The following is a 20,642-nucleotide window of genomic DNA, read 5'->3' as shown; positions in this document are numbered from 1 at the left end:
CGTAGAGGTAACCACAAGGAGGGGCGAGTGTGATGGACTCGCAACAAGTTGGAATCTGCGGTATCGGCACCGTCACCGGCTACGGCTGGGGCCGGGAGTTGTTCTGGGACGGGTTGACGGAGGGTAAGCACGCGGCCACTTTGGAGGGTGGCTACGGAGCCGACCGGAGCGAATCCGTGTGGGTTGCGAAGGTTGCCGACGGTGGCGACCCGATGGACGGCCCGAGCCGGTTCTCGCGGGCGATGCGGGCCGCGGCGCGGGAGGCGATCGCCGACGCGGGCGACCGTGGCTGGCAGCCCGGAAGGCGCGTGGGCCTGCTGCACGCCGTCGTACTCGGCGAAGTGGACCTGTGGAAGGACTTCTACCTCAAGCGTGAGACGAGCCTCAAACCGAGGGAGTATCTGGCGCTCATGCCGTCGACTCCGATGTCGACGTTCATGCAGGAGTTCGGTTTCCACGGGCCCGCGATGAACGTGTCCGCTATGTGCGCTTCCGGTAACGCAGGGTTGCTCACCGCGAAGGCCTGGCTGGACGCGGGAATCGTGGACGATGTGGTGTTCGTCGCAACCGACCTGTCGGCCACCCCGGAGAACGTGCTGCACTTCGTCCGGCTCGGCGTCGCGGTGGTCGACGACGAACCGCTCGAGGTCTGCCGTCCGTTCCAGGAGGGCAGCCGCGGGTTCCCGGCGGGCGAGGCGGCCGTCTCGTTCGTGCTGTCCCGCCGGGCGAGCCGTCCCTACGCGCTCACCCTCGGCGGGGCGATGTCGCACGACGCGCACCACGTGACGTCGGTCGATCCGGAACTGACCCAGGTCCGCGGCTGTTTCCGGGACGCGCTCGACAACGCGCGCGTGCCGGCATCGGCGATCCGCTACCACAACGCGCACGGCCCGGGCACCGCCCAGTGCGACCGTGCCGAGGCGACGATGCTGGAGGAGTTCTTCAGTCCCGAGACCGGGCTCTACTCGGTGAAACCGCTCGTCGGGCACTGTCAGGGCGCGGCGTCCGCGGTGGAGGTGGCGGTCACGGCGATGAGCTACGACCGCGGCTACGTCCCGGCACCCGTGCCGGTCGCCCCCGGTCATCCGCAGTTGCTGAACGGCCGCACGCCGGTCGGCGACGGGCTCACCGTGAAGTCCTCGCTCGGCATGGGCGGCCACAACTCCGTGGTCGTCATCGGCCCGCCCGCCTGATGAGGATGCCGTGTGGACCCTCTCACACCGCCTGCGTGGTGAGGGGGTCCTCACGGACCTCAGCGGGGACCGGGCGCGGGTGGTAGGTGTGAGGCGTGACAGTGCGGGAATGGCTGCTCGAAGGCGAGCACAAGCGCGCCCAGCAGTTCAAGGGCAGCGGACGCGAGCAGCGGACCGAACGTGACCATCCGTGGTGGAAGGTCATGTGCCTCACCGGCGTCGACTACTTCTCCACACTCGGCTACCAGCCGGGCATCGCGGCCCTCGCGGCCGGGCTGCTCTCGCCGGTCGCGACGATCGTGCTCATCCTCCTGACGCTCGCCGGCGCACTCCCGATCTACCGGCGCGTCGCCGCCGAGAGCCCGCGTGGGCAGGGGTCGCTGGCGATGCTGGAACGCCTGCTGTCGCGGTGGAAGGGCAAGCTGCTGGTGCTGGCCCTGCTCGGCTTCGCCGCGACCGACTTCGTCATCACCATCACGCTGTCCGCGGCGGATGCGGCCGCGCACGCCGTGGAGAACCCGTTCATCCCGAGCTTCCTGCGCGGCGAGAACATGCTCATCACGCTCGTGCTGATCGCGTTGCTCGGCGCGGTGTTCCTCAAGGGGTTCGCCGAGGCCATCGGGCTCGCGGTCGGGCTGGTCGCGGTGTACCTGGTGCTGAACCTGGTCGTGGTGACCGACGCGCTGATCCACGTCATCACCAGCTCGCACCTGATCGTGGACTGGCAGAACATGCTGGTCAGCCAGCACAGCAGCGTGTGGGCCATGATCGGGGTCTCGCTCATCGTCTTCCCGAAGCTCGCGCTCGGCCTGTCCGGCTTCGAGACCGGGGTGTCGGTCATGCCGCTCGTACGCGGGCAGAGCGGCGACACCGACGCCGAGCCGCGGGGCCGCATCCGCAACACGCGCAAGCTGCTCACCACGGCCGCGCTGATCATGAGCGTGTTCCTGATCACCAGCAGTTTCGTCACGACTGTGCTGATCCCGCAGGAGGAGTTCGGCGAGGGCGGAAAGGCGAGCGGCCGCGCGCTGGCTTATCTCGCGCACAACTACCTCGGCAGCGCGTTCGGCACGGTCTACGACGTCAGCACGATCGCGATCCTGTGGTTCGCCGGTGCCTCGGCGATGGCGGGCCTGCTCAACCTCGTTCCGCGGTACCTGCCGCGCTACGGGATGGCGCCCGACTGGGCGGCCGCGACCCGGCCGCTGGTCATCGTGATCTCGGCCATCGCGTTCGTGATCACCTGGATCTTCGACGCGAACGTCGACAAGCAGGGCGGTGCCTACGCGACCGGGGTGCTGGTGCTGATCTCCTCGGCGGCGCTCGCGGTGACGCTGGCCGCCTACCGGCAGCGGCAGCGTGGCGCGTTCATCGCCTACCTCGTGATCACACTGGTGTTCTTCTACACGACGATCGCGAACGTCCTGGAACGGCCGGACGGCGTCAAGATCGCCGCGTTCTTCATCGTCGCGATCATCACGACCTCGCTGGTGTCGAGGGCGACCCGCTCGCTGGAACTGCGCGTCGAGCAGGTCAGCTTCGACGCGGCGGCGAAACGGATCATCGCCAAGGCCAAGGGGCGCGGCAACATCCGGATCATCGCGAACGAGCCGGACGCGCGCGACGAAGCCGAATACCGCGACAAGGCGCGGGAAGCGCGGGAGAACAGCCACATTCCGCGCGATTCGGAGCCGATCTTCCTCGAGGTGACCGTCACCGACGCCTCGGAGTTCGAGTCGACCCTCTACGTCCAGGGCGAGAAGCGGTACGGCTACCTGGTCCTGCGCGTGCAGAGCGCGTCGATCGCCAACGCCATCGCGGCGATCCTGCTGCAGATCCGCGACGAGACCGGGCTGCGGCCGCACGTGTACTTCGGCTGGACCGAGGACAACCCGTTCAAGGCGATCGGCCGGTACCTGATCTTCGGCGACGGCGACATTCCGCCCGTCACGCGTGAGGTGCTGCGGCGCGCGGAGAAGGACCCGGAGCGCAGGCCCCTCGTGCACGTCGGTTGACAAGGGGTTTGCCGCCCCGTGGAAGGCGGGTTGCCCCGGGCCGTGCGCTGTTCCAGGATCGGGCCATGACTGCGCGCACGACACCGCCGTTCCGGGCCGACCACGTCGGCAGCCTGCTCCGCCCCGCCGAACTGCACCGGGCTCGCGAGGAGTACGCGAAGGGAGTGATCACCGCCGAGGCGCTGCGTGAGGTCGAGGACAGCGCCATCCGCGACGTCGTGGAACTGCAGCGTTCCGCCGGGCTGCGGTCGGCCACCGACGGGGAGTTCCGGCGCGCGTCGTGGCACATGGACTTCATCTACCAGCTGCACGGCGTCGGCAAGAGCGAGGAGAAGCTGCACGTCAAGTTCCACAACGCGGCCGGCGACATCGAGTTCAGCCCGGCCGGGCTGAAGGTCGACGACAAGGTCGGCCTCGACGGCGTGATCTTCGGCGAGTACTTCTCCTTCCTGAAGTCCATTGTGGACCCCAGCGTGACGCCGAAGCAGACGATCCCCTCGCCCAGCATGATCTATTACCGCGGCGGCCGGGCCGCGGTGTCGCAGTCGGTGTATCCCGACCTGGAGGAGTTCTACGACGATCTCGCCGCGGCCTACGCCAAGGAGATCGCGGGCATGGCCGAGCTGGGCTGCACGTATCTGCAACTCGACGACACGAGCCTGGCCTACCTCAACGACCCCGAACAGCGCGCGCTCGTGGCGAAGATGGGCGGCGATCCGGACAAGCAGCACGTGCGCAACATCAAGACGATGAACGCCGCACTCGCCGGCCGGCCTGCCGGCCTGACCGTGACGACGCACCTGTGCCGCGGCAACTTCCGGTCCTCCTGGGTCGCCTCCGGCGGCTACGACTTCGTGGCCGACGCACTGTTCAACGAGCTGAACGTGGACGGCTACTTCCTGGAGTTCGACGACGAGCGCTCCGGCGGCTTCGAACCGCTGAGGTTCGTGCCGAAGGGCAAGCACGTGGTGCTCGGCCTGGTCACGACGAAGCGCGGCGAACTGGAGACCGTGGACTCGCTGCGCGCGCGAATCGAAGCCGCGGCCAAGTACGTCGACATCGACCAGCTGTGCCTGTCCCCGCAGTGCGGCTTCTCCTCCACCGAGGAGGGCAACGACCTCACCGTGGACCAGCAGAAGGCCAAACTGGAACGCATCGTGGAGACGGCTCGATCGGTGTGGGGCTGATCTAGCCTGAATCAATGCGGCACAACTCGGCACAGGCGCCAACGGTTGTCGACCGGGTGCTGAACGTTCTCGGGGCGTTCAGCACGGACCGGCCCGCGCTGAGTCTGTCCGAGTTGAGCCGCCGGGCGGGGCTCGCGCTGTCCACGACGCACCGCATCGTCGGCGAGCTGGCCCGGCGGGGTGCGCTGGAGCGCCAGGACGACGGGCTGTACCGCGTCGGCCTGTGGTTGTGGGAGGTCGCCTCGCTCTCGGCGCGGGGGATGGGGCTGCGCGAGAGCGCGATGCCGTTCCTGGAGGACCTGTACGAGGCCACCCACGAGAACGTGCAGCTCGCGGTGCTCGACGTGCCCGATGTCGTCTACGTCGAGCGCATCTCGGGGCGGCATGCGGTGAGCGTGGTGTCCCGGGCGGGCGGGCGTCTCGCCGCGCACGCGACGGGAGTCGGGCTCGTGCTGCTCGCCAACGCGCCGGTCGACGTTCAGGAGGAGTACCTCGGCCGCCCGCTGAAGCGGTACACGCCAAGGACGATCTGCTCGTCCGAACAGTTGCGGCACGCGCTGGCCGACGTGCGCCGGGACGGGTTCGTGATCAGCGACCGGCAGGTGGAGATGGTGTCGATGTCGGTCGCGGCTCCCGTCTACGGCTCGGAGGACGACGTGGTCGCCGCGATCTCGATCGTCGTGCCCGCGGAAGGATTCGATCCGCGCACGCTGGTGCCCGCGGTACGGGCCGCGGCGCGCGGCATTTCCCGCAATCTCGGCGCGCCGCGCGCGGTGCGCCAGCCCGCGTCGTAGTCGGGCCGGCCGCATCGTCGCGACCGGCCCACCCACCCGTTACAGGGCGTTCAGGATGGCGCTGATCGTGTTGATCAACCCGATGACCAGACCGTTGAGGTCCATGACGAATTCCTCCCTCGCTGTTTCCGCGCCCAAATCCGGACGCGGGCATGCAATCGGAGACGTGTTACCGACGAGTTAAGTCACTTTCGAGAAAGTTTCACATTACCCATGACGTGGCTCACAGCACCGGGGCGCCTGCCAGTGTCCGCTTGAGCAGTTCGAGCGCGTCGAGCACGCGGCGCCGCTCGTCCTCGGTGAGGCCGCCGAGCAGCGCCACCTCGATGCCGAGCTGTTCCGGGAACATCGCGTCCACCACCCGCTCGCCCTCCGGCGTGAGCCGCACCAGTGCGGCGCGCCGGTCGGCCGGGTTCGCCTCGCGGCCGACGAACCCGCGATTTTCCAGTCGTGCCAGCGTTTTGCTCATCGCGGCGCGGGAAAGGCCGAGCTGGGCGGCGAGCGTGCGCGCGATGCCGGGCCGCTGCGCGTGCCGGAGCATCATCATCGCCTCCAGCTCGGGCTGGGTCACCGGCGCGCCCTCGTACAGCGGTTCGACCGCCACGCTGTGCAGGGCGAGCAGTTGCTTCAGCAAGCCGATCACGTCCATGGGGGAGGTGTCGAGATCGGGTCGTGCGCGCTGCCGACTGGGAAGGGTGTCATGACCACGGCGGTAAAGGCTCGGCGCGGACCGCGCTGTTGATGATCGTGCTCGCGGGGCTGTCCTCGGTGGCCCCGTTCGCCACCGATATGTACGTGCCGGGATTTCCGGCGATGGCCGATTCACCGCACACCGACAGCGCGAACGTGCAGTTGTCCATGACCACGTTCCTGGTCGGCCTCGCGCTGGGGCAGATCCTGTTCGGGCCGGTCAGCGACTCGCTCGGGCGGCGTCCCGTGCTGCTCGCCGGCAGCGCCGCCTTCGTGGTGTTCTCGGTCGCGTGCGCGGTCGCGCCCAACGTCGAGGTGCTCATCGCCGCCCGCCGGCGCCACCGGCATCGTCGTCTCGCGCGCCGTGTTCGGGGTGCTGCTCGTGCTCGGCGTGTTCGGTGCTGTGCGGGAGTCGCTGCCCGCGGACCGGCGGCACGCCGGCGGTATCGGCGCGACCTTCCGGGCCATGGCGGGGCTGCTCGGGAAGCGGGCGACGATCGGGTACGTCGTGGTCGCCTCCTTCGCGGGGTGTCGCGTTGTTCGGCTACATCGCCGGTTCGACGTTCGTGTTCCAGGATCTCTACGGTGCCTCGGAAACGCAGTACAGCCTGATCTTCGCGACGAACGCGCTCGGCATGCTCGCCAGCGCCACGGTCTTCAACCGGCTCGCCGGGCGAGTGCGGCCACGCGCACTGCTCACCGGCGGTGTCCTTTGTGGACTCGTCCCGTCGGCGGTGCTCGTCGTGCTGTTGCTCGCGGGGTGCCGGCGGGCTCGTTCTCAACTGGGTGCTGCTGTTCCTCGCCGTCGGCTCGCTCGGGTTCGTGCGGCCCTCGGTGACCTCGCTCGGGCAGGAGGCCGGACGCGAGGCCGCCGGCGCGGCGTCCGCGCTCATCGGTGGCGGGCGGTTCGTGTTCGGCGCGATCGCCTCGCCGCTGGTCGGCGCGTTCGGTTCCGGTAGTGCGGTGCCGATGGCCGCCATGGTCCTCATCGGGTTCGCCGGTGGCGTAATCGGGCTCATGGTGTCAACCAAAGGTTGACGACACTGCGGCGTCAACTTAGGGTTGACGCATGACGACACCACTCCGGCTCGACGATCTGATCGAGTCCGTGCGCAACCAGAACCCCGGCGCGGACGCGCTGCAACAGCTGTCCGGCGCGATGCTCATGGCGGAGAAGGTCGGTGAGGTAGCCGATCACCTCATCGGCCACTTTGTCGACCAGGCAAGGCGATCCGGTGCCTCGTGGGCCGATATCGGCGCCAGTATGGGAGTTTCGAAGCAGGCCGCACAGAAACGCTTCGTACCGAAGGAGTTCGACACCGACGCGGCCGAGGCCAAGTTCAGCCGCTTCACCGAGCGGGCGCGGCACGCACTCGTACGCGCCGAGCGCTCGGCCCGCGGCGTCGGCAACGAGCAGATCGACACCCCGCACCTTTTGCTCGGCACGATCGGCGATCCCGAAGGCCTTGCGGCCAAGGCGATCGCCGAGCTGGGCGTGACTCCGGCGCAGCTCGGCGAGCGGATCACCGCCGTGCTCCCGGAACCCGCCGAGCACGTGCCCGAGGTGGTGCCGTTCAGCCCGCGCGCTCGCAAGACGATCGAACTGACCATGCGCGAAGCGTTGCGGCTGGGCCACAACTACGTCGGCACCGAGCACCTCCTGCTCGGCCTGCTCGATCAGGCCGAGGGGCCCGCATATGACGTGCTCACCGAACTCGGCATCACCAAGGATGCCGTGGACGCGCAGATCCGGGCCTATCTGAAGAAGAGCTATCCAGACCTGGCGTGAAGAAGGGCGCTCTCCCCGATGCGGTGAGAGCGCCCTTCGGCCATGAACTCAGGCCGGATGCTCGGCCCGCTCCGGCGTGGCCCACGCCGTGTGGAACGAGCCCTCGCGGTCCACCCTGCGGTAGGTGTGCGCGCCGAAGTAGTCGCGCTGTCCCTGCACCAGTGCGGCGGGCAGGCGCTCCGCCCGCAGCGCGTCGTAGTACGCCAGCGCGGTGGAGAAACCCGGGGTCGGAATGCCGAGCTTGACCGCCGTCGCCACCACCGAACGCCACGCGTCCTGCGCGTCCTCGACCGCCTTGCGGAAATCGCCCGACGTCAGCAGCGTCGGCAGACCCGGCTCGGCCGAGAACGCCGCGGTGACATCGTCGAGGAACTTCGCCCGGATGATGCAGCCGCCGCGCCAGATCTTCGCGACCGCACCGAGGTCGATGTCCCAGCCGTACTCGGCGCCGCCCGCCTGGATCTGGTTGAAGCCCTGCGCGTAGGCCACGATCTTCGACGCGTACAGCGCGCGCTCCACGTCGTCGGCGAAGCCCGTCGCGTCGGCGATCGGCACGCGCGTCGGGCCCGGCAGGCCGCGGCTGGCGGCGCGCAGCCCCGCGCTGCCGGACAACGACCGCGCGAACACCGCTTCGGCGATGCCGCTGATCGGCACGCCGAGGTCGAGCCCGATCTGCACCGTCCAGCGGCCGGTGCCCTTCTGCTCGGCCTGGTCGGTGACGATGTCCACGAAGGGCTTGCCGGTCGCGGCGTCGGTGTGCGCGAGCACCTCGGCGGTGATCTCGATGAGATACGAGTCGAGCCTGCCGGTGTTCCAGGTGCGGAAGACCTCGGCGATCTGCGCGGGCTCGTAACCCAGCGCGCCGCGCAGGAGGTCGAAGGACTCCGCGATCAACTGCATGTCGGCGTACTCGATGCCGTTGTGCACCATCTTGACGAAGTGCCCGGCGCCGTCCGGCCCGATGTGGGTGCAGCACGGCGCACCGTCCACTTTGGCCGAAATGTCCTCGAACAGCGGGCCGAGCGACTCATAGGATTCCTTCGACCCGCCGGGCATGATGCTCGGCCCGTGCAGCGCGCCCTCCTCGCCGCCGGAAACCCCGGTACCGACGAAGTGCAGCCCCCGCTCGCGCAGCGCAGCCTCCCGCCTGCGCGTGTCGGCGAAGTGCGCGTTGCCCGCGTCGACGATGACGTCGCCCGGCTCCAGCAACGGCGCGAACTCCTCGATCACCGCGTCCGTGGGTGCGCCGGCCTTGACCATGATCACGATCTGGCGCGGCCGGTCCAGCGCGTCGACGAACTCCTGTGCGGAGTAGGTCGGAATGAAGTCGCCCTCGTCGCCGAACTGCTCGACCAGTTCGCGAGTGCGCTGCTCGGACCTGTTGTGCAGGGCGACCGTGTGCCCGTGCCGGGCGAGGTTGCGGGCCAGGTTGCGGCCCATCACCGCCAGCCCGGTGACGCCAATGCTCGCCTTCTTGCTCATGAACGTCCTCGTTTCCTCGTGACCTAACCGAACCCTAGCGCTAGACGTTGAACGCGCGAGTAACTAGCGTTCGAGGGCGATTACTGGCATCGTTTCGCTGTTACTGTGGCTATCCGGTGCGTGATTACGGTGAGATCAGCGGCTTACAATCGAGAACGAGAGCGGATGGGGAAGGGCGAGGACCGGGAAGTGAGCAATGGCTAGCACCGTCACCTCCCGGCGAAAGCAGCTCGGCAACGAGCTCCGCCACGCCCGCACCGCCGCGAAGATGACGCAACAACAGGTCGCCGACGTTCTCGGCTGCACCCAGGGCAAGGTCAACAAGATCGAGTCCGGTGCCGTCGGCGTCAAGCTGGGCGACGTGCGGACGATGCTCGACGCGTTCGGCATCAACGGCGAAGAGTCCGAGACGTTGATGAACCTCGCCCGCGCGGCCGCCGGACAGCGTGGCCACTGGTCCGGCTACCGATCCGTGGTGCCGCACTGGTTCCGCACCTTCACCGACCTCGAACCCGCCGCGGCCGAGATCATGACCTGGCACGGCGAGCGCATCCCCGGCCCGCTGCAGTCCGAGCACTACATGCTCAAGCAGTTCACCGAGTTCGGGGCGACGGACGTCACCTCACTGGTGCGCAACCGGCTCGACCGCAAGTCCGTGTTCGACCAGCCGCAGCCGCCGTACTACCGCTTCATCCTCAGCGAGGCCGCGTTGCGCCGCGCGCCGGGCGGGCGCGCGCCCGCCGTGATGCTGGACCAGATCGAGCATCTGATGGAGCTGGACCGGCGGCAGCGCGTCTACATCCACGTGCTGCGTTTCGACGCGCGGCTGGCCGCCGTGCCCAACGACTTCACGATCATGCGTTTTCCCGACCGCACAAGGGATTTCGTCTACATCGAGCATTCGGCCGGTGGTATCTACCTCGACGAGCAGAAGGACTTCCAGCTGTTCGTCGACGCGTGGGACCGGCTGCGTGGTGCGGCGATGGAACGGCAGGAGACCCGGGAGTTCCTCAAGGAGCTCGCCGGAGCCTACCGCGAGCAGCTCGGCGACCGGATCTGAAACCCTTGCCGGGCAACGGTTTGTCAGGCGAGTGACTTCCGCAGCGCGGAGTCGAGGTGGCTCAGCCAGGTGAAATGCTGGGTGCGCTGCGGGAAGCGCGGGCGCCGACGACGGCGGGGAGCAGCGGGTTCGATCGGGCTCTCTTCCCGGCTTTGCGGCACGTACACGGTTTCGCCGATCCTGACGGTCATCGGGGCAGTCCCTCCAGTCTCGGGCGCGTGTCGCTGAGCGCGAGGCAGCATTCGCATGGCATGCCCTGGCCGACGCTCAACCATTCGATCTCCTGCAGGTACAGCTCTGCCCCGCAGCGAGCGGTGACCGAGCCGTAGAGCACTGCACCCGGTTCGAGCGGAAACAAGTGCGCCGTCCGGCGTACCTCGCCGATGAGCCCCGGCGCGGGCCTGCCGACGAGAGTGACCGGCGCGGGCCAGTCCTCGCGCAGGTACCACACGGCGGCCGCGTCGTCGTCCTCGTCGAGCCAGGCGAGCATCGCGTCCAGCGCCTCGGCAGGGGTCTCGGCTCTGGCCGCCCGTTCCTGCTCGCGCACCCGGCCGACGACCATGAACGGCGAGATTCGCCGCGAGATCGCCGGCTCGGTGCAGGACGGCATGTCCCGCCGGGGTGGCGTGAGCACGCTTCCGGCGCTGGCTCCGAGCACGGTGACCTCCCTCGAGAGGCTTGGTTGCAGGTGGCCCAGCCGGGTGCCGCGCCCCCAGGAGCACCCCCGGCCGTTGGAATAATCCTACTACTGGAATAATCTTGGTGTCGAGTGGTCAAGCGTTGCATCACTCAACTGGACCCGGCCCTTGTCCAGTGAAGTAGGGAGTTTGCTCGTTTACGCACGTCAACGGGCTGCTCTCGGCACTCACGGAGGTACCACCTATGACGGAATATCCTCGCCGGCTGGATTACGATCCGGAGACGGCCGCTGCGCTGTTCGACGAGGAAAACTGGGAGAAGTCCTTCGCGAGTGAGCCCAACGGCGGCAACTGTGTCGAAGTCAACATCGGCAGCGCCGGCCTCGTCGGTGTGCGCGACACCAAGCTGCCGAGCAGCCCCGTGTTCGTCTTCGACGCCGGGGAGTGGGAAGCCTTCCTGACCGGCGTCAAAGCGGGTCAGTTCGATCTTCGCGCCTGATCCCGATTAACCGCGTTCGTGTGTTATTGACCACAGTGCGGCAGGCGCCGAAAAAAGTGCGGGCCCACCATCGCCCTCGATGGTGGGCCCGCACGTCGAACGGGAACTACGCGCCCTGGCGCTGTCCCTGACCTGGGAAAGCGGGCATTCCCCCCTGCTGGCCGCCGTTCATGCCGCGGCCGCCGCCGGGCATCCCGCCCTGGCCCTGGAACGAGTTCGAATCGGTGATGGACGTCGCCGTCGCCGAGTTGCCGGAGACCTTCGCCAGCACCATGACATTCGTGCCGGTGGCCAGGTTGTTCGCCTTCTGCGTCGACGAGTCGATCGCGTAGGTCTGCGTGTAGCCGTCGGTGCTCTTGACCGTGATCGACGTGGCGGACAGCGCCGTGACCTGGCCGTTCTGCATGCGCTCGGTCACGTAGGAGCCGTTCTCCGACACCGTGAAGTCGCCGTGCAGCGCGTCACGCATCACCGACATGGCGCCGGTCTGCCCGCCGAAGCCGCCCATCCGGCCCATGCCGCCGCCGGGGCCGCCGAAGCCCTGCTGGTTGCCGGCATTGGACGAGGTTCCGGCGTAGATCGCGACGGCCCCGATGGCGGCGATCGCGATCGCCACGGCCGCGGCCACCAGCGTCTTTCTGCCGGACCACTTCGGCGCCGGGGGCTGCGGGTCACCCCAGGCCGGAGGAGCCTGTTGTGTGGTCGTCGGCTCGGTGCTCATTTGTTCCCTCTCACGAGTGCGCTTACGGCGACCAGGTTTCGCACCCTTTCTGTGTGCGAGCTGTGAACGACATGGGCTGTTGCTGTGTCATCCGTTCACAGCGAGAGCACAGCGTTTCCACAGGCGAACCCAACGCGCGGCCCGCAAGATGGGACCATGAGCAGCATGAACGCCGCCACCTCCGGGCAGGGCAAGGCCGACCTGCAGCGTGCCGACGGTTCGCCGGTGCGCGTCGTCGTCGTCGATGACGAGGAGACGCTCGCCGAACTGGTGTCGATGGCGCTGCGGATGGAGGGCTGGGAGATCCGCAGCGCGGGCAACGGCACGGACGCCGTGCGCGTCGCGCGCGAGTTCCGCCCGGACGCCGTCGTGCTCGACGTCATGCTGCCCGACTTCAGCGGGCTGGAGGTGCTCGCCAAGCTGCGGGCCGAGCTGCCGAACGTGCCCGTGCTGTTCCTCACCGCGCGCGACGCGGTGGAGGACCGGATCGCCGGGCTTACCGCGGGCGGCGACGACTACGTCACCAAACCGTTCAGCCTCGAGGAGGTCGTGCTGCGGCTGCGCGCGCTGCTGCGGCGCTCGCACGCGGTGTCGGCCAGCGCGGGCTCCACGCTCGTCGTCGGCGACCTGACGCTGGACGAGGACAGCCGCGAAGTGCATCGCGCGGGCGAGTCGGTCTCGCTCACCGCGACCGAGTTCGAGCTGCTGCGCTTCCTGATGCGCAACCCCAAGCGCGTGCTGTCCAAGGCCCAGATCCTGGACCGGGTGTGGAGCTACGACTTCGGTGGTCAGGCCAACATCGTGGAGCTCTATATTTCGTACCTGCGGAAAAAGATCGACGCTGGCAGGGAACCGATGATCCACACGATGCGCGGCGCGGGGTATGTCCTCAAGCCCGCGACCTGAGCGACGCAAGCGCTCCGTTCTTCCTTCCTCGCTTCGCGGGAAGCTGATCGCGCAGGTCATCGTCCTGCTCGCGATGGTGTGCCTGGTCGTCGGCCTGGTCACCGACCTGGCCCTGCGCAGCTTCCTGGTCCACCAGCTCGACGACCGGCTGTCCGCGGCGAGCGAACGCGGCCGCAGGCCGCCGCCTCCCGGCACCCCGACCTTCCCGTCCGGCCAGCATCCGCCGGACTCGCTGCGCGTACCGGGACAGGGCATCGGCACGCTCGGCGTGCTCATCCAGCCGAACGGCAGTGTCCGCTCCGGTGTGCTGCTCGGCGGGGTCGCGCCGACGGAGACGAACCCGTTCCCCAGCGAGCAGGTGCCGGCCAAGCAGTTGTCGACGTTGGTCAATCTTCCGCCGGACGGCCAGAAACGCAGCGTCGACCTCGGCGTGCTCGGCGAGTACCGCGTCGTTTCGGTCCGCAACGACGTGGGCGACGTGCTGATCACCGGACTGCCGTTGGACGAGGTCTCGGCGACGCTGTGGCAGCTGTCGTTCATCTTCGGCGGGGTCGCGCTCGGCGGGCTGCTCATCGCGGGCGGCGTCGGTGCCGTGACGATCCGGCGCACCATGCGCCCCCTCGACCGGCTGGCCAGTACCGCCGCGGAGGTTTCGGAACTGCGGCTCGACCGCGGCGAGGTCGCGTTGTCCGTGCGGGTGCCGGAGGTCGACACCGATCCGCGCACGGAGGTCGGCAAGGTCGGCGCCGCCTTCAACCGGATGATCGGGCACGTCGCGGCGGCGCTGACCGCGCGGCACGCGAGCGAGAGCCGGGTCCGGCAGTTCGTGGCCGACGCCAGTCACGAGCTGCGCACCCCGCTGGCCGCGATCCGCGGGTACGCGGAGCTGACCCGGCGCAGCGCCGAGGAGGTTCCGCCGGACATCGCGTTCGCGATGGGCCGGGTGGAATCGGAGTCGGCGCGGATGACGACCCTGGTCGAGGACCTGCTGCTGCTCGCGCGCCTGGACGCGGGGCGGCACCGCGTCCACGAGCCGGTGGATCTGACCCGGCTGGTCATGGACGCCGTCGCCGACGCGCACGCCGCGGGACCGGATCACCGGTGGCTGCTGGACGTGCCGCCGGAGCCGATCACCGTCGTCGGCGACTCCGACCAGCTGCACCAGGTCCTGTTGAACCTGCTCAACAACGCCCGCACGCACACCCCTCCCGGCACCGAGGTGACCACCGCACTGTCCTTATCGGACGGTTCGGTGACACTGACCGTCACCGACAACGGGCCGGGAATCCCCGAGGAAATCCTGCCCGAGGTGTTCGAAAGATTCGCTCGCGGAGACACGTCGCGGTCCCGCGCGGCCGGCAGCACGGGGCTCGGGCTCGCGATCGTGGCCGCCGTCGTGGCGGCGCATTCGGGAGAAGTCGGCGTCCGCAGTCAACCGGGACGAACGGAATTCACGGTGCGGTTTCCGGCGGCGAAACCCGCGGACGATTTCGCACACGTTAATTAGTGCCCAACTAGCGGTACGACATAGCCCGTCGGTGTCGGGCTCACAGGTCGCGCACAGCTAGGCCACATGGTTGACACAACGGTCCGGGCCACGGTTGTTGGCATGACGACCTCCGCAGACGCTTCTCCCGCAGCGCCGCGGGCGCATACCCCCGAAGGCAGCGCCACTCCCGTTCTCGACATCGTCATCCCTGTCCACAACGAAGAAAAGGACATCGCACAGTGCGTGCACAGACTGCACGCCTATTTGCGTGACACCGTTCCGTACAAGTTCCGGATCACGGTGGCGGACAACGCCAGCACCGACGCCACGCTGAGCATCGCGGCCAAGCTCGCGGAGGAGATTCCCGAGGTCGAGGTGGCGCATCTGGACGAGAAGGGCCGTGGCCGGGCGCTCAAGGCGGTCTGGTCGGCATCCGACGCGCAGGTGCTGGCGTACATGGACGTCGACCTCTCCACCGACCTGGCGGCGCTGCTGCCACTGGTCGCGCCGCTGATCTCCGGGCATTCGGATCTGGCGATCGGGTCCCGGCTGGCCAGGGGCGCGCGGGTGGTGCGCGGGCCGAAGCGGGAGTTCATTTCGCGGTGCTACAACCTGATCCTGCGCGGCACGCTCGCGGTCAAATTCTCCGACGCCCAGTGCGGGTTCAAAGCCATCCGCGCGGATGTCGCCAAACAGCTGCTGCCGCTGGTCGAGGACACAGGCTGGTTCTTCGACACCGAACTGCTCGTGCTGGCGCAGCGCGCGGGACTGCGCACGCACGAGGTGCCGGTGGACTGGATCGACGATCCGGACTCCTCGGTCAACATCGTCGCGACCGCGACCGCCGACCTCAAGGGCGTGGCGCGGATGATCAAGGCGTTCGCCACGGGATCGCTGCCCATCAGCGAGATCCGTGCGCAACTGGGGCGGGAACCGATCGGGGTGTCCACCCCCGGTGTGCCGCCGCGGCTTGCCACACAGCTGGTCCGGTTCGCCGCCATCGGCGTCGGCAGCACGCTCGCCTACCTGCTGCTGTACGTGCTGCTGCGGGTCGGGATGAGCGCGCAGGCGGCGAACCTGATCTCGTTGCTGATCACCGCGATCGGCAACACGGCCGCCAACCGGCGGTTCACATTCGGTGTGCGAGGGTCGAGCGGTGCCGGGCGGCACCAGTTCGAGGGGCTGATCGTGTTCGGTCTCGGCCTCGCGCTCACCAGTGGGTCGCTCGCGCTGCTGCACTCCGGTGGCGAGCCGGGAACGGCGGCGGAGCTCATCGTCCTGGTGCTGGCCAACCTGGCCGCGACGGTGTTGCGCTTCCTGCTGTTCCGCAACTGGGTCTTCCGTAAGAACCGATAGGAGAAACTCGCAGATGACGACTGCGTCCGCCGCACCGCCCCTCGACAACGTGGGGTCCGGCCCCGTCGCAGCCACCCGCCGAACGGGCAGACCACGATGGGTTCGCCCGTCGGTGGCCCTGCTGCTGCTCGTGACCGCGGTGCTTTACCTGTGGAACCTCGGCGCGTCCGGCTACGCCAACGACTTCTACGCGATGGCCGTACAGGCCGGCACGAAGAGCTGGGAGGCCCTGTTCTTCGGCTCGCTCGACCCCGGCAACGTGATCACGGTCGACAAACCGCCCGCCGCGATGTGGCTGATGGGGCTCTCCGGCCGGATCTTCGGGTTCAACACCTGGAGCATGCTGGTTCCGGAGGCGTTGTGCGGCGTGGCCTCGGTCGCGCTGCTCTACGCCGCCGTGAAGCGGCTGTCCGGCCCCGCCGCCGGACTGCTCGCCGGTGCGGCGCTCGCCTTCACCCCGGTCGCGGCGCTGATGTTCAAGTTCAACAACCCGGACGCGCTGCTGGTCCTGCTCGAGGTCGCCGGCGCGTACTGCACGGTGCGCGCGCTGGAAAAGGCGAGCACGAAGTGGCTGCTGCTGGCCGGGGTCGCGATCGGGTTCGGTTTCATCACCAAGTCGCTGGCGGCATTCCTCGTGCTGCCCGGCTTCGCCCTCGCGTATCTCGTGGCCGCGCCGACCTCGCTCGGCAAGCGCATCGCACAGGTGGTGGGCGCGGGCGTCGCGGTGCTGGTGTCCGCGGGCTGGTATGTCGCGGTCGTCGCGCTGTGGCCCACGTCCTCGCGGCCCTACATCGGCGGATCGACGGACAACAGCGCGCTGGAACTGGCGTTCGGCTACAACGGCCTCGGCCGGATCTTCGGCGGCGAGGGCAATCGCGGCGGCGGTACAGGCGGCGGCGGTGGTGGCATGTTCGGCGGATCGACCGGCCTCACCCGGATGTTCGGCGCCTCGTTCGGCTCGGAGGTCTCCTGGCTGCTGCCCGCGGCGCTGATCGCGCTCGTGGCCGGACTGTGGTTCACCCGGTACGCGGCCCGCACCGACCGCACCCGCGCCGCGCTGCTGCTGTGGGGCGGCTGGACGCTGGTCACCGGGCTGACGTTCAGCTACATGAGCGGCACCATCCACCCGTACTACACGGTCGCGCTCGCGCCGGGCATCGCCGCGCTGGTCGCCATCGGCGGGGTGGAGCTGTGGCGTGGGCGGCACAACTTCGGCGCCCGGATCTGGCTGGCGGTCATGATCGCGGCGACCGGGGTGTGGGACTTCATCCTGCTGGAGCGGAACTCCTCGTGGCAGCCGTGGCTGCGCTACCTCGCGCTGGTGCTGACCGCGCTCGTGGTGCTGGCGCTGCTGTTCGGGCTCGACCGGTTGCGCAACACCGGCGTCGTGCTGGCGGCCGGGGTGATCTGCGCGGTGATGCTCTCGCCGGTGGCCTACACCATCGTGACCGCGAGCCTCGGGCACAGCGGTTCCATCCCCGCGTCGGGCCCGGTGTCCGCGAGCGGGTTCGGCGGCATGGGCGGGCCCGGTGGCAGTGGTCGTGGCGGTGAGTCCAGCACCGAGGTGATCTCGATGCTGAAGGCGACCAACACCAAGTGGTCGGCCGCGGCGAACGGGTCGATGTCGGCGGCCTCGCTCGCGCTCAACTCGGACACGGCGGTGATCGCGATCGGCGGCTTCAACGGCGGCGACCCGGCTCCGACGCTGGAGCAGTTCAAGCAGTACGTGGCCGACGGCGACATCACGTACTACATCTCCGGCGGAACGGGCGGCTTCGGCGGCGACCGGGGCGGCTCGGGCTCGATCGCGTCGTGGGTGGAGCAGAACTACACGGCGACGACGGTGGGCGGGACGACGGTCTACGACCTGACGAAGCCCCTGTCCCGGTCTTGACCTACACTGGACGGCGGACCCCCGCGGCGTCCACCCTGTGAACCTCCCCAGGGCCGGAAGGCAGCAAGGATAAGCAGGCTCTGACGGGTGCGGGGGTCCCCTTATATCCACCACCCACCTCCGCGAGCCGACGCCAGCCGATGCGCGAGTCGAGCCCAGCGTGCGCCCGAGTCGGGGTCAGCTCGTGCGCGAGTTGGGCTTTCCGTGCGCGCGAGTCGGGGTCAGCGGGCGTGCGAGTTGGGCCGAGCGTGGGCGTGAGTCGGGCTGAGCGGGTGCGCGAGTTGGGCCGAGCGTGGGCGTGAGTCGGGCTGAGCGGGTGTGCGAGTCGAGCTTTCCGTGCGCGCGAGTTGAGGTCAGCCGGAGCGCGAGTCGGGCCGAGCCGGTGCGCGAGTTGAGGGGTCACCTGCGGGTGTGTCCTTGTCAGAACCCCCCGGTACGCTCGCGGCGTGGCTCTGGCTCTTTACCGCAAGTACCGTCCGGCGACCTTCGCCGAGGTCGTCGGGCAGGAGCATGTCACCGAGCCCCTGCGCACGGCTCTGGCGTCGGGACGCATCAACCACGCGTACCTGTTCTCCGGCCCGCGCGGCTGTGGCAAGACCTCCAGCGCGCGCATCATGGCCCGCTCGCTCAACTGCGTGGAGGGGCCCACGCCCGACCCGTGCGGCAAATGCGACTCGTGCAAGGCGCTTGCGCCCGAGGGGCCCGGCAGCATCGACGTCACCGAACTCGACGCGGCCAGCCACGGTGGTGTGGACGACGCCCGCGAACTGCGCGACCGCGCCTTTTACGCGCCCGCCGAGTCCCGCTACCGGGTGTTCATCATCGACGAGGCGCACATGGTCACCACGCAGGGCTTCAACGCCCTGCTCAAGATCGTGGAAGAGCCGCCGGAACACCTGATCTTCATCTTCGCCACGACCGAGCCGGACAAGGTGCTGCCCACCATCCGCTCGCGCACGCACCACTACCCGTTCCGGCTGATCCCGCCGAGCTCGATGCGCGAACTGCTGGAGCGCAACGTCGCGGCCGAGGGCATCGCCGTCGAACCCGCCGTGTACCCGCTGGTCATCCGGGCCGGCGGCGGTTCGGCGCGGGACACGCAGTCGGTGCTGGACCAGCTGCTGGCCGGTGCGGGCCCGGAGGGCGTCACCTACCAGCGCGCGGTCAGCCTGCTCGGGGTCACCGACGTCGCGCTGATCGACGACATGATCGACGGCCTCGCCGCGGAAGACTCGGCAGCGGTGTTCGGCACGGTGGAAAAGCTCGCCGAAGCCGGGCACGACCCGCGCCGTTTCGCCTCCGACCTGCTCGATCGGCTGCGTGACCTGGTGCTGGTGCGCTCGGTGCCGGACGCCGCCGCGCGCGGGCTGGTGTCCGCGCCCGAGGACGAGCTGAGCCGGATGGCCGCGCAGGCCGAACGGGTCGGCCTCGGCACCCTCACCCGATACGCCGAGATCGTCCACAATGGACTTCTGGAGATGCGGGGTGCCACCGCGCCCCGGCTGCTGCTGGAACTGCTGTGCGCGCGGATGCTGCTGCCCGCGGTCGCGGACGACGAGGCCGCGATGCTGCAGCGGCTCGAACGGCTGGAACGCCGGGTCACGCTCGGCGGCCCGGTCGCCGAGGCCCAGGCGCCCGCTGCCTCGGCGCCCGCCGCTTCGGGGCCGGCCCGTGCCGCCGCCTCCGACCGGTTCCAGCGGCCCTCCCAGCGGCAGGCGGAACCGGCGCGCCCCGCTCAGGAACCGGTCCGGCAGGACGCACCCGCGCAGGCACCCGCCCGGCCGCCGCAGACGCCCGCGCGTCCGGCGCCGGAGCCCAGCCGCCCGGCGCCCGAACCGGCACGTGCGCCGGAACCCGTTGCCGTGCAAGAGGAACCGGTGCAGGAGCCCGGCCCGCCCTCACCCGGTGGCGTGGACGCGACCGCGATCCGGCGGGTGTGGCCGGATCTGCTCGCGGCCATCCGCAAGACCAGCCGCAGCACCGAGGCCATGCTCACGAACGCGACGGTGCAGAGCGTCGAAGGGTCGCTGGTGGTGCTGGCGCACACGGCGGAACCTTTGGCGCGCAGGCTTTCCGAGCCCCGCAACGCGGACTTCATCGCCGGGGCGCTGCACGAGGTGCTCGGCGGGACGTGGCAGGTGCGGTGCGTGCACGGCGGCGGGGGCGGCGGTGGTTCCGCGCGCCCGTCGAGCCCGCGCCCGCAGCCGAACCCGCCGCAACGTGAGGCGCCGCAGCAACAGCAGCGGACCTACCAGCGCCCCGCGCCGGCGGCCCAGGCACCCGCCGCGCCGCCGAAGGTCACTCAGACCGAGCCGGACATCCCGTTGCCCCCGGAACCGGAGGACGACGAGGAGGCGATGATGGCCGCCGAGGACGCCAACTTCGCCCCGGTCCCGGAGCTGGCCCCCGCCGTCGATCCGGAAGAAGTGGCGCACAAGCTGCTCGCCGAGCACCTCGGCGCGCGTCCGCTCGACTGACCGTCACCGCTTCGCGGCCCGCCGTTCGTAGCGGGCTCGCGCCCGGCCGTGGGCGTCGCGGAGCAGTTCACCGAGCCGCTCCACAGTGCGCGGACCGGGGTTGACCACCGACAGCCATCCCATCCGGCCGTACAAGGGATGCGGGAACACGACGTCGGCCCCACGGTAGTCGACGTCTTCGTCCATGGTCTTGGCCTTCGCGTCCACGTTCACCCGGAACACACCGGGGCGGTCGAGGCCGGACACGGTGTCGTCCGGGTAATCCTTCGTCACGATGGTCGCGAACGGCTGCGCCTTCGGCACGACCCCGTCGGGTGCGTAGTAGAAGAACACGTCGCCCCAGCTGACCTCCGGTGAGCCGTCGCCGGGCCCGGGACGCAGGGTCAGCACGCCGCCGAGGTTCCCGACCTGGGCGATGATGTCGTCGATCGTCATGTGTTCTAGCGTCACAT

20 protein-coding genes and 1 other RNA gene are annotated in these 20,642 nt (G+C 69.3%); 15 read left to right on the top strand and 6 right to left on the bottom strand.

The annotated features are described in order from the left end of the window. Positions 1-32 precede the first annotated feature (32 nt). The 4 genes from HFP15_RS20935 (at position 33) to HFP15_RS20920 (ending at position 5,189) form a co-directional block, all read left to right on the top strand. Positions 33-1,193, top strand: coding sequence for a beta-ketoacyl synthase N-terminal-like domain-containing protein (locus HFP15_RS20935; RefSeq protein ID WP_168518208.1), 1,161 nt, complete (start codon positions 33-35; stop codon positions 1,191-1,193). Positions 1,194-1,288: 95 nt separating this feature from the next. Next, on the top strand, positions 1,289-3,208 hold the full coding sequence (locus HFP15_RS20930; RefSeq protein WP_168518206.1) for an APC family permease: 1,920 nt from the start codon (positions 1,289-1,291) through the stop codon (positions 3,206-3,208). A gap of 65 nt (positions 3,209-3,273) precedes the next feature. Then, a complete protein-coding gene (locus HFP15_RS20925) occupies positions 3,274-4,395 on the top strand; it encodes a 5-methyltetrahydropteroyltriglutamate--homocysteine S-methyltransferase (protein ID WP_168518203.1) in 1,122 nt (373 codons plus the stop codon). Between the two features lie 14 nt (positions 4,396-4,409). Continuing rightward, a complete protein-coding gene (locus tag HFP15_RS20920; RefSeq protein ID WP_168518201.1) occupies positions 4,410-5,189 on the top strand; it encodes an IclR family transcriptional regulator in 780 nt (259 codons plus the stop codon). A 223-nt stretch (positions 5,190-5,412) separates the two neighbouring features. On the opposite strand, the gene HFP15_RS20915 is transcribed toward HFP15_RS20920, so the two are convergent. Further along, a complete protein-coding gene (locus HFP15_RS20915; RefSeq protein ID WP_168518199.1) occupies positions 5,413-5,838 on the bottom strand; it encodes a MarR family winged helix-turn-helix transcriptional regulator in 426 nt (141 codons plus the stop codon). Positions 5,839-5,930: 92 nt separating this feature from the next. On the opposite strand from HFP15_RS20915, the gene HFP15_RS44160 reads away from it, so the two are divergent. From HFP15_RS44160 to HFP15_RS20900, 3 genes are all read left to right on the top strand, one after another. Next, the gene (locus tag HFP15_RS44160; protein ID WP_376768884.1) at positions 5,931-6,491 is read left to right on the top strand and encodes an MFS transporter; all 561 of its coding nucleotides are present in this window, start codon (positions 5,931-5,933) and stop codon (positions 6,489-6,491) included. Positions 6,492-6,593: 102 nt separating this feature from the next. Further along, positions 6,594-6,917 carry a hypothetical protein gene (locus HFP15_RS20905; protein WP_168518195.1) on the top strand — a complete coding sequence of 108 codons (324 nt, stop codon included), beginning with the start codon at positions 6,594-6,596 and terminating at the stop codon, positions 6,915-6,917. A 31-nt stretch (positions 6,918-6,948) separates the two neighbouring features. Continuing rightward, positions 6,949-7,668, top strand: coding sequence for a Clp protease N-terminal domain-containing protein (locus tag HFP15_RS20900; RefSeq protein ID WP_168518193.1), 720 nt, complete (start codon positions 6,949-6,951; stop codon positions 7,666-7,668). Positions 7,669-7,716: 48 nt separating this feature from the next. On the opposite strand, the gene gnd is transcribed toward HFP15_RS20900, so the two are convergent. After that, complete coding sequence (gene gnd, locus HFP15_RS20895; protein ID WP_168518191.1) at positions 7,717-9,150, bottom strand: NADP-dependent phosphogluconate dehydrogenase; 1,434 nt, start codon at positions 9,148-9,150, stop codon at positions 7,717-7,719. Positions 9,151-9,346: 196 nt separating this feature from the next. Between gnd and HFP15_RS20890 the strand changes: the two genes are divergently transcribed. After that, complete coding sequence (locus tag HFP15_RS20890; protein ID WP_168518189.1) at positions 9,347-10,210, top strand: helix-turn-helix domain-containing protein; 864 nt, start codon at positions 9,347-9,349, stop codon at positions 10,208-10,210. Between the two features lie 23 nt (positions 10,211-10,233). Here the strand turns inward: HFP15_RS20890 and HFP15_RS20885 are convergent, their stop codons facing one another. Together HFP15_RS20885 and HFP15_RS20880 are read right to left on the bottom strand one after the other, a co-directional pair. Next, positions 10,234-10,401 carry a hypothetical protein gene (locus tag HFP15_RS20885; RefSeq protein ID WP_168518187.1) on the bottom strand — a complete coding sequence of 56 codons (168 nt, stop codon included), beginning with the start codon at positions 10,399-10,401 and terminating at the stop codon, positions 10,234-10,236. Then, positions 10,398-10,868: a hypothetical protein gene (locus tag HFP15_RS20880; RefSeq protein ID WP_312871671.1), complete on the bottom strand. Its 471-nt coding sequence runs from the start codon at positions 10,866-10,868 to the stop codon at positions 10,398-10,400. Before HFP15_RS20880 ends, HFP15_RS20885 begins: the two co-directional genes overlap by 4 nt. Positions 10,869-11,092: 224 nt before the next feature. Here HFP15_RS20880 and HFP15_RS20875 point away from each other — a divergent pair, with 224 nt between their 5' ends. After that, positions 11,093-11,347, top strand: coding sequence for a DUF397 domain-containing protein (locus tag HFP15_RS20875; protein ID WP_168518185.1), 255 nt, complete (start codon positions 11,093-11,095; stop codon positions 11,345-11,347). Positions 11,348-11,453: 106 nt separating this feature from the next. On the opposite strand, the gene HFP15_RS20870 is transcribed toward HFP15_RS20875, so the two are convergent. Beyond that, on the bottom strand, positions 11,454-12,068 hold the full coding sequence (locus HFP15_RS20870) for a VCBS domain-containing protein (protein ID WP_168518183.1): 615 nt from the start codon (positions 12,066-12,068) through the stop codon (positions 11,454-11,456). Positions 12,069-12,224: 156 nt separating this feature from the next. On the opposite strand from HFP15_RS20870, the gene HFP15_RS20865 reads away from it, so the two are divergent. The 6 genes from HFP15_RS20865 (at position 12,225) to HFP15_RS20840 (ending at position 20,190) form a co-directional block, all read left to right on the top strand. Beyond that, positions 12,225-12,974, top strand: a complete 750-nt coding sequence (locus HFP15_RS20865; protein ID WP_168518181.1) for a response regulator transcription factor — start codon at positions 12,225-12,227, stop codon at positions 12,972-12,974. After that, positions 12,952-14,481 carry a sensor histidine kinase gene (locus HFP15_RS20860; protein WP_168518179.1) on the top strand — a complete coding sequence of 510 codons (1,530 nt, stop codon included), beginning with the start codon at positions 12,952-12,954 and terminating at the stop codon, positions 14,479-14,481. The genes HFP15_RS20865 and HFP15_RS20860 overlap by 23 nt, the downstream gene beginning before the upstream one ends. Before the next feature lie 102 nt (positions 14,482-14,583). Beyond that, positions 14,584-15,819 (top strand): bifunctional glycosyltransferase family 2/GtrA family protein, encoded by a 1,236-nt coding sequence (locus HFP15_RS20855; RefSeq protein WP_168518177.1) that lies wholly within the window; start codon positions 14,584-14,586, stop codon positions 15,817-15,819. 13 nt (positions 15,820-15,832) lie between these two features. Further along, positions 15,833-17,713 (top strand): glycosyltransferase family 39 protein, encoded by a 1,881-nt coding sequence (locus HFP15_RS20850; protein WP_210717630.1) that lies wholly within the window; start codon positions 15,833-15,835, stop codon positions 17,711-17,713. A 10-nt stretch (positions 17,714-17,723) separates the two neighbouring features. Next, positions 17,724-17,820, top strand: an RNA gene (gene ffs / locus HFP15_RS20845) — signal recognition particle sRNA small type. A 339-nt stretch (positions 17,821-18,159) separates the two neighbouring features. Further along, positions 18,160-20,190 (top strand): DNA polymerase III subunit gamma and tau, encoded by a 2,031-nt coding sequence (locus tag HFP15_RS20840; RefSeq protein WP_168518175.1) that lies wholly within the window; start codon positions 18,160-18,162, stop codon positions 20,188-20,190. 3 nt (positions 20,191-20,193) lie between these two features. Here HFP15_RS20840 and HFP15_RS20835 read toward each other — a convergent pair whose 3' ends face one another. Then, complete coding sequence (locus HFP15_RS20835) at positions 20,194-20,625, bottom strand: DUF6194 family protein (protein ID WP_168518173.1); 432 nt, start codon at positions 20,623-20,625, stop codon at positions 20,194-20,196. Positions 20,626-20,642: the final 17 nt, after the last annotated feature.

It is taken from the genome of Amycolatopsis acididurans (assembly GCF_012328925.1).
Classification (GTDB): Bacteria; Actinomycetota; Actinomycetes; order Mycobacteriales; family Pseudonocardiaceae; genus Amycolatopsis_E; species Amycolatopsis_E acididurans.
Note: the sequence above shows the minus strand (reverse complement) of the source record. Positions and strands in the feature narration are given on the sequence as shown.

Bases quoted from the DNA above. Each gene is read 5' to 3' on its own strand.
- HFP15_RS20935 (WP_168518208.1), top strand. From the start codon at position 33: ATGGACTCGCAACAAGTTGGAATCTGCGGTATCGGCACCGTCACCGGC.
- HFP15_RS20925 (WP_168518203.1), top strand. From the start codon at position 3,274: ATGACTGCGCGCACGACACCGCCGTTCCGGGCCGACCACGTCGGCAGC.
- HFP15_RS20920 (WP_168518201.1), top strand. From the start codon at position 4,410: ATGCGGCACAACTCGGCACAGGCGCCAACGGTTGTCGACCGGGTGCTG.
- HFP15_RS20915 (WP_168518199.1), bottom strand. From the start codon at position 5,838: ATGGACGTGATCGGCTTGCTGAAGCAACTGCTCGCCCTGCACAGCGTG.
- HFP15_RS44160 (WP_376768884.1), top strand. From the start codon at position 5,931: ATGATCGTGCTCGCGGGGCTGTCCTCGGTGGCCCCGTTCGCCACCGAT.
- HFP15_RS20900 (WP_168518193.1), top strand. From the start codon at position 6,949: ATGACGACACCACTCCGGCTCGACGATCTGATCGAGTCCGTGCGCAAC.
- gnd (WP_168518191.1), bottom strand. From the start codon at position 9,150: ATGAGCAAGAAGGCGAGCATTGGCGTCACCGGGCTGGCGGTGATGGGC.
- HFP15_RS20890 (WP_168518189.1), top strand. From the start codon at position 9,347: ATGGCTAGCACCGTCACCTCCCGGCGAAAGCAGCTCGGCAACGAGCTC.
- HFP15_RS20885 (WP_168518187.1), bottom strand. From the start codon at position 10,401: ATGACCGTCAGGATCGGCGAAACCGTGTACGTGCCGCAAAGCCGGGAA.
- HFP15_RS20875 (WP_168518185.1), top strand. From the start codon at position 11,093: ATGACGGAATATCCTCGCCGGCTGGATTACGATCCGGAGACGGCCGCT.
- HFP15_RS20870 (WP_168518183.1), bottom strand. From the start codon at position 12,068: ATGAGCACCGAGCCGACGACCACACAACAGGCTCCTCCGGCCTGGGGT.
- HFP15_RS20865 (WP_168518181.1), top strand. From the start codon at position 12,225: ATGAGCAGCATGAACGCCGCCACCTCCGGGCAGGGCAAGGCCGACCTG.
- HFP15_RS20860 (WP_168518179.1), top strand. From the start codon at position 12,952: ATGTCCTCAAGCCCGCGACCTGAGCGACGCAAGCGCTCCGTTCTTCCT.
- HFP15_RS20855 (WP_168518177.1), top strand. From the start codon at position 14,584: ATGACGACCTCCGCAGACGCTTCTCCCGCAGCGCCGCGGGCGCATACC.
- HFP15_RS20850 (WP_210717630.1), top strand. From the start codon at position 15,833: ATGACGACTGCGTCCGCCGCACCGCCCCTCGACAACGTGGGGTCCGGC.
- HFP15_RS20835 (WP_168518173.1), bottom strand. From the start codon at position 20,625: ATGACGATCGACGACATCATCGCCCAGGTCGGGAACCTCGGCGGCGTG.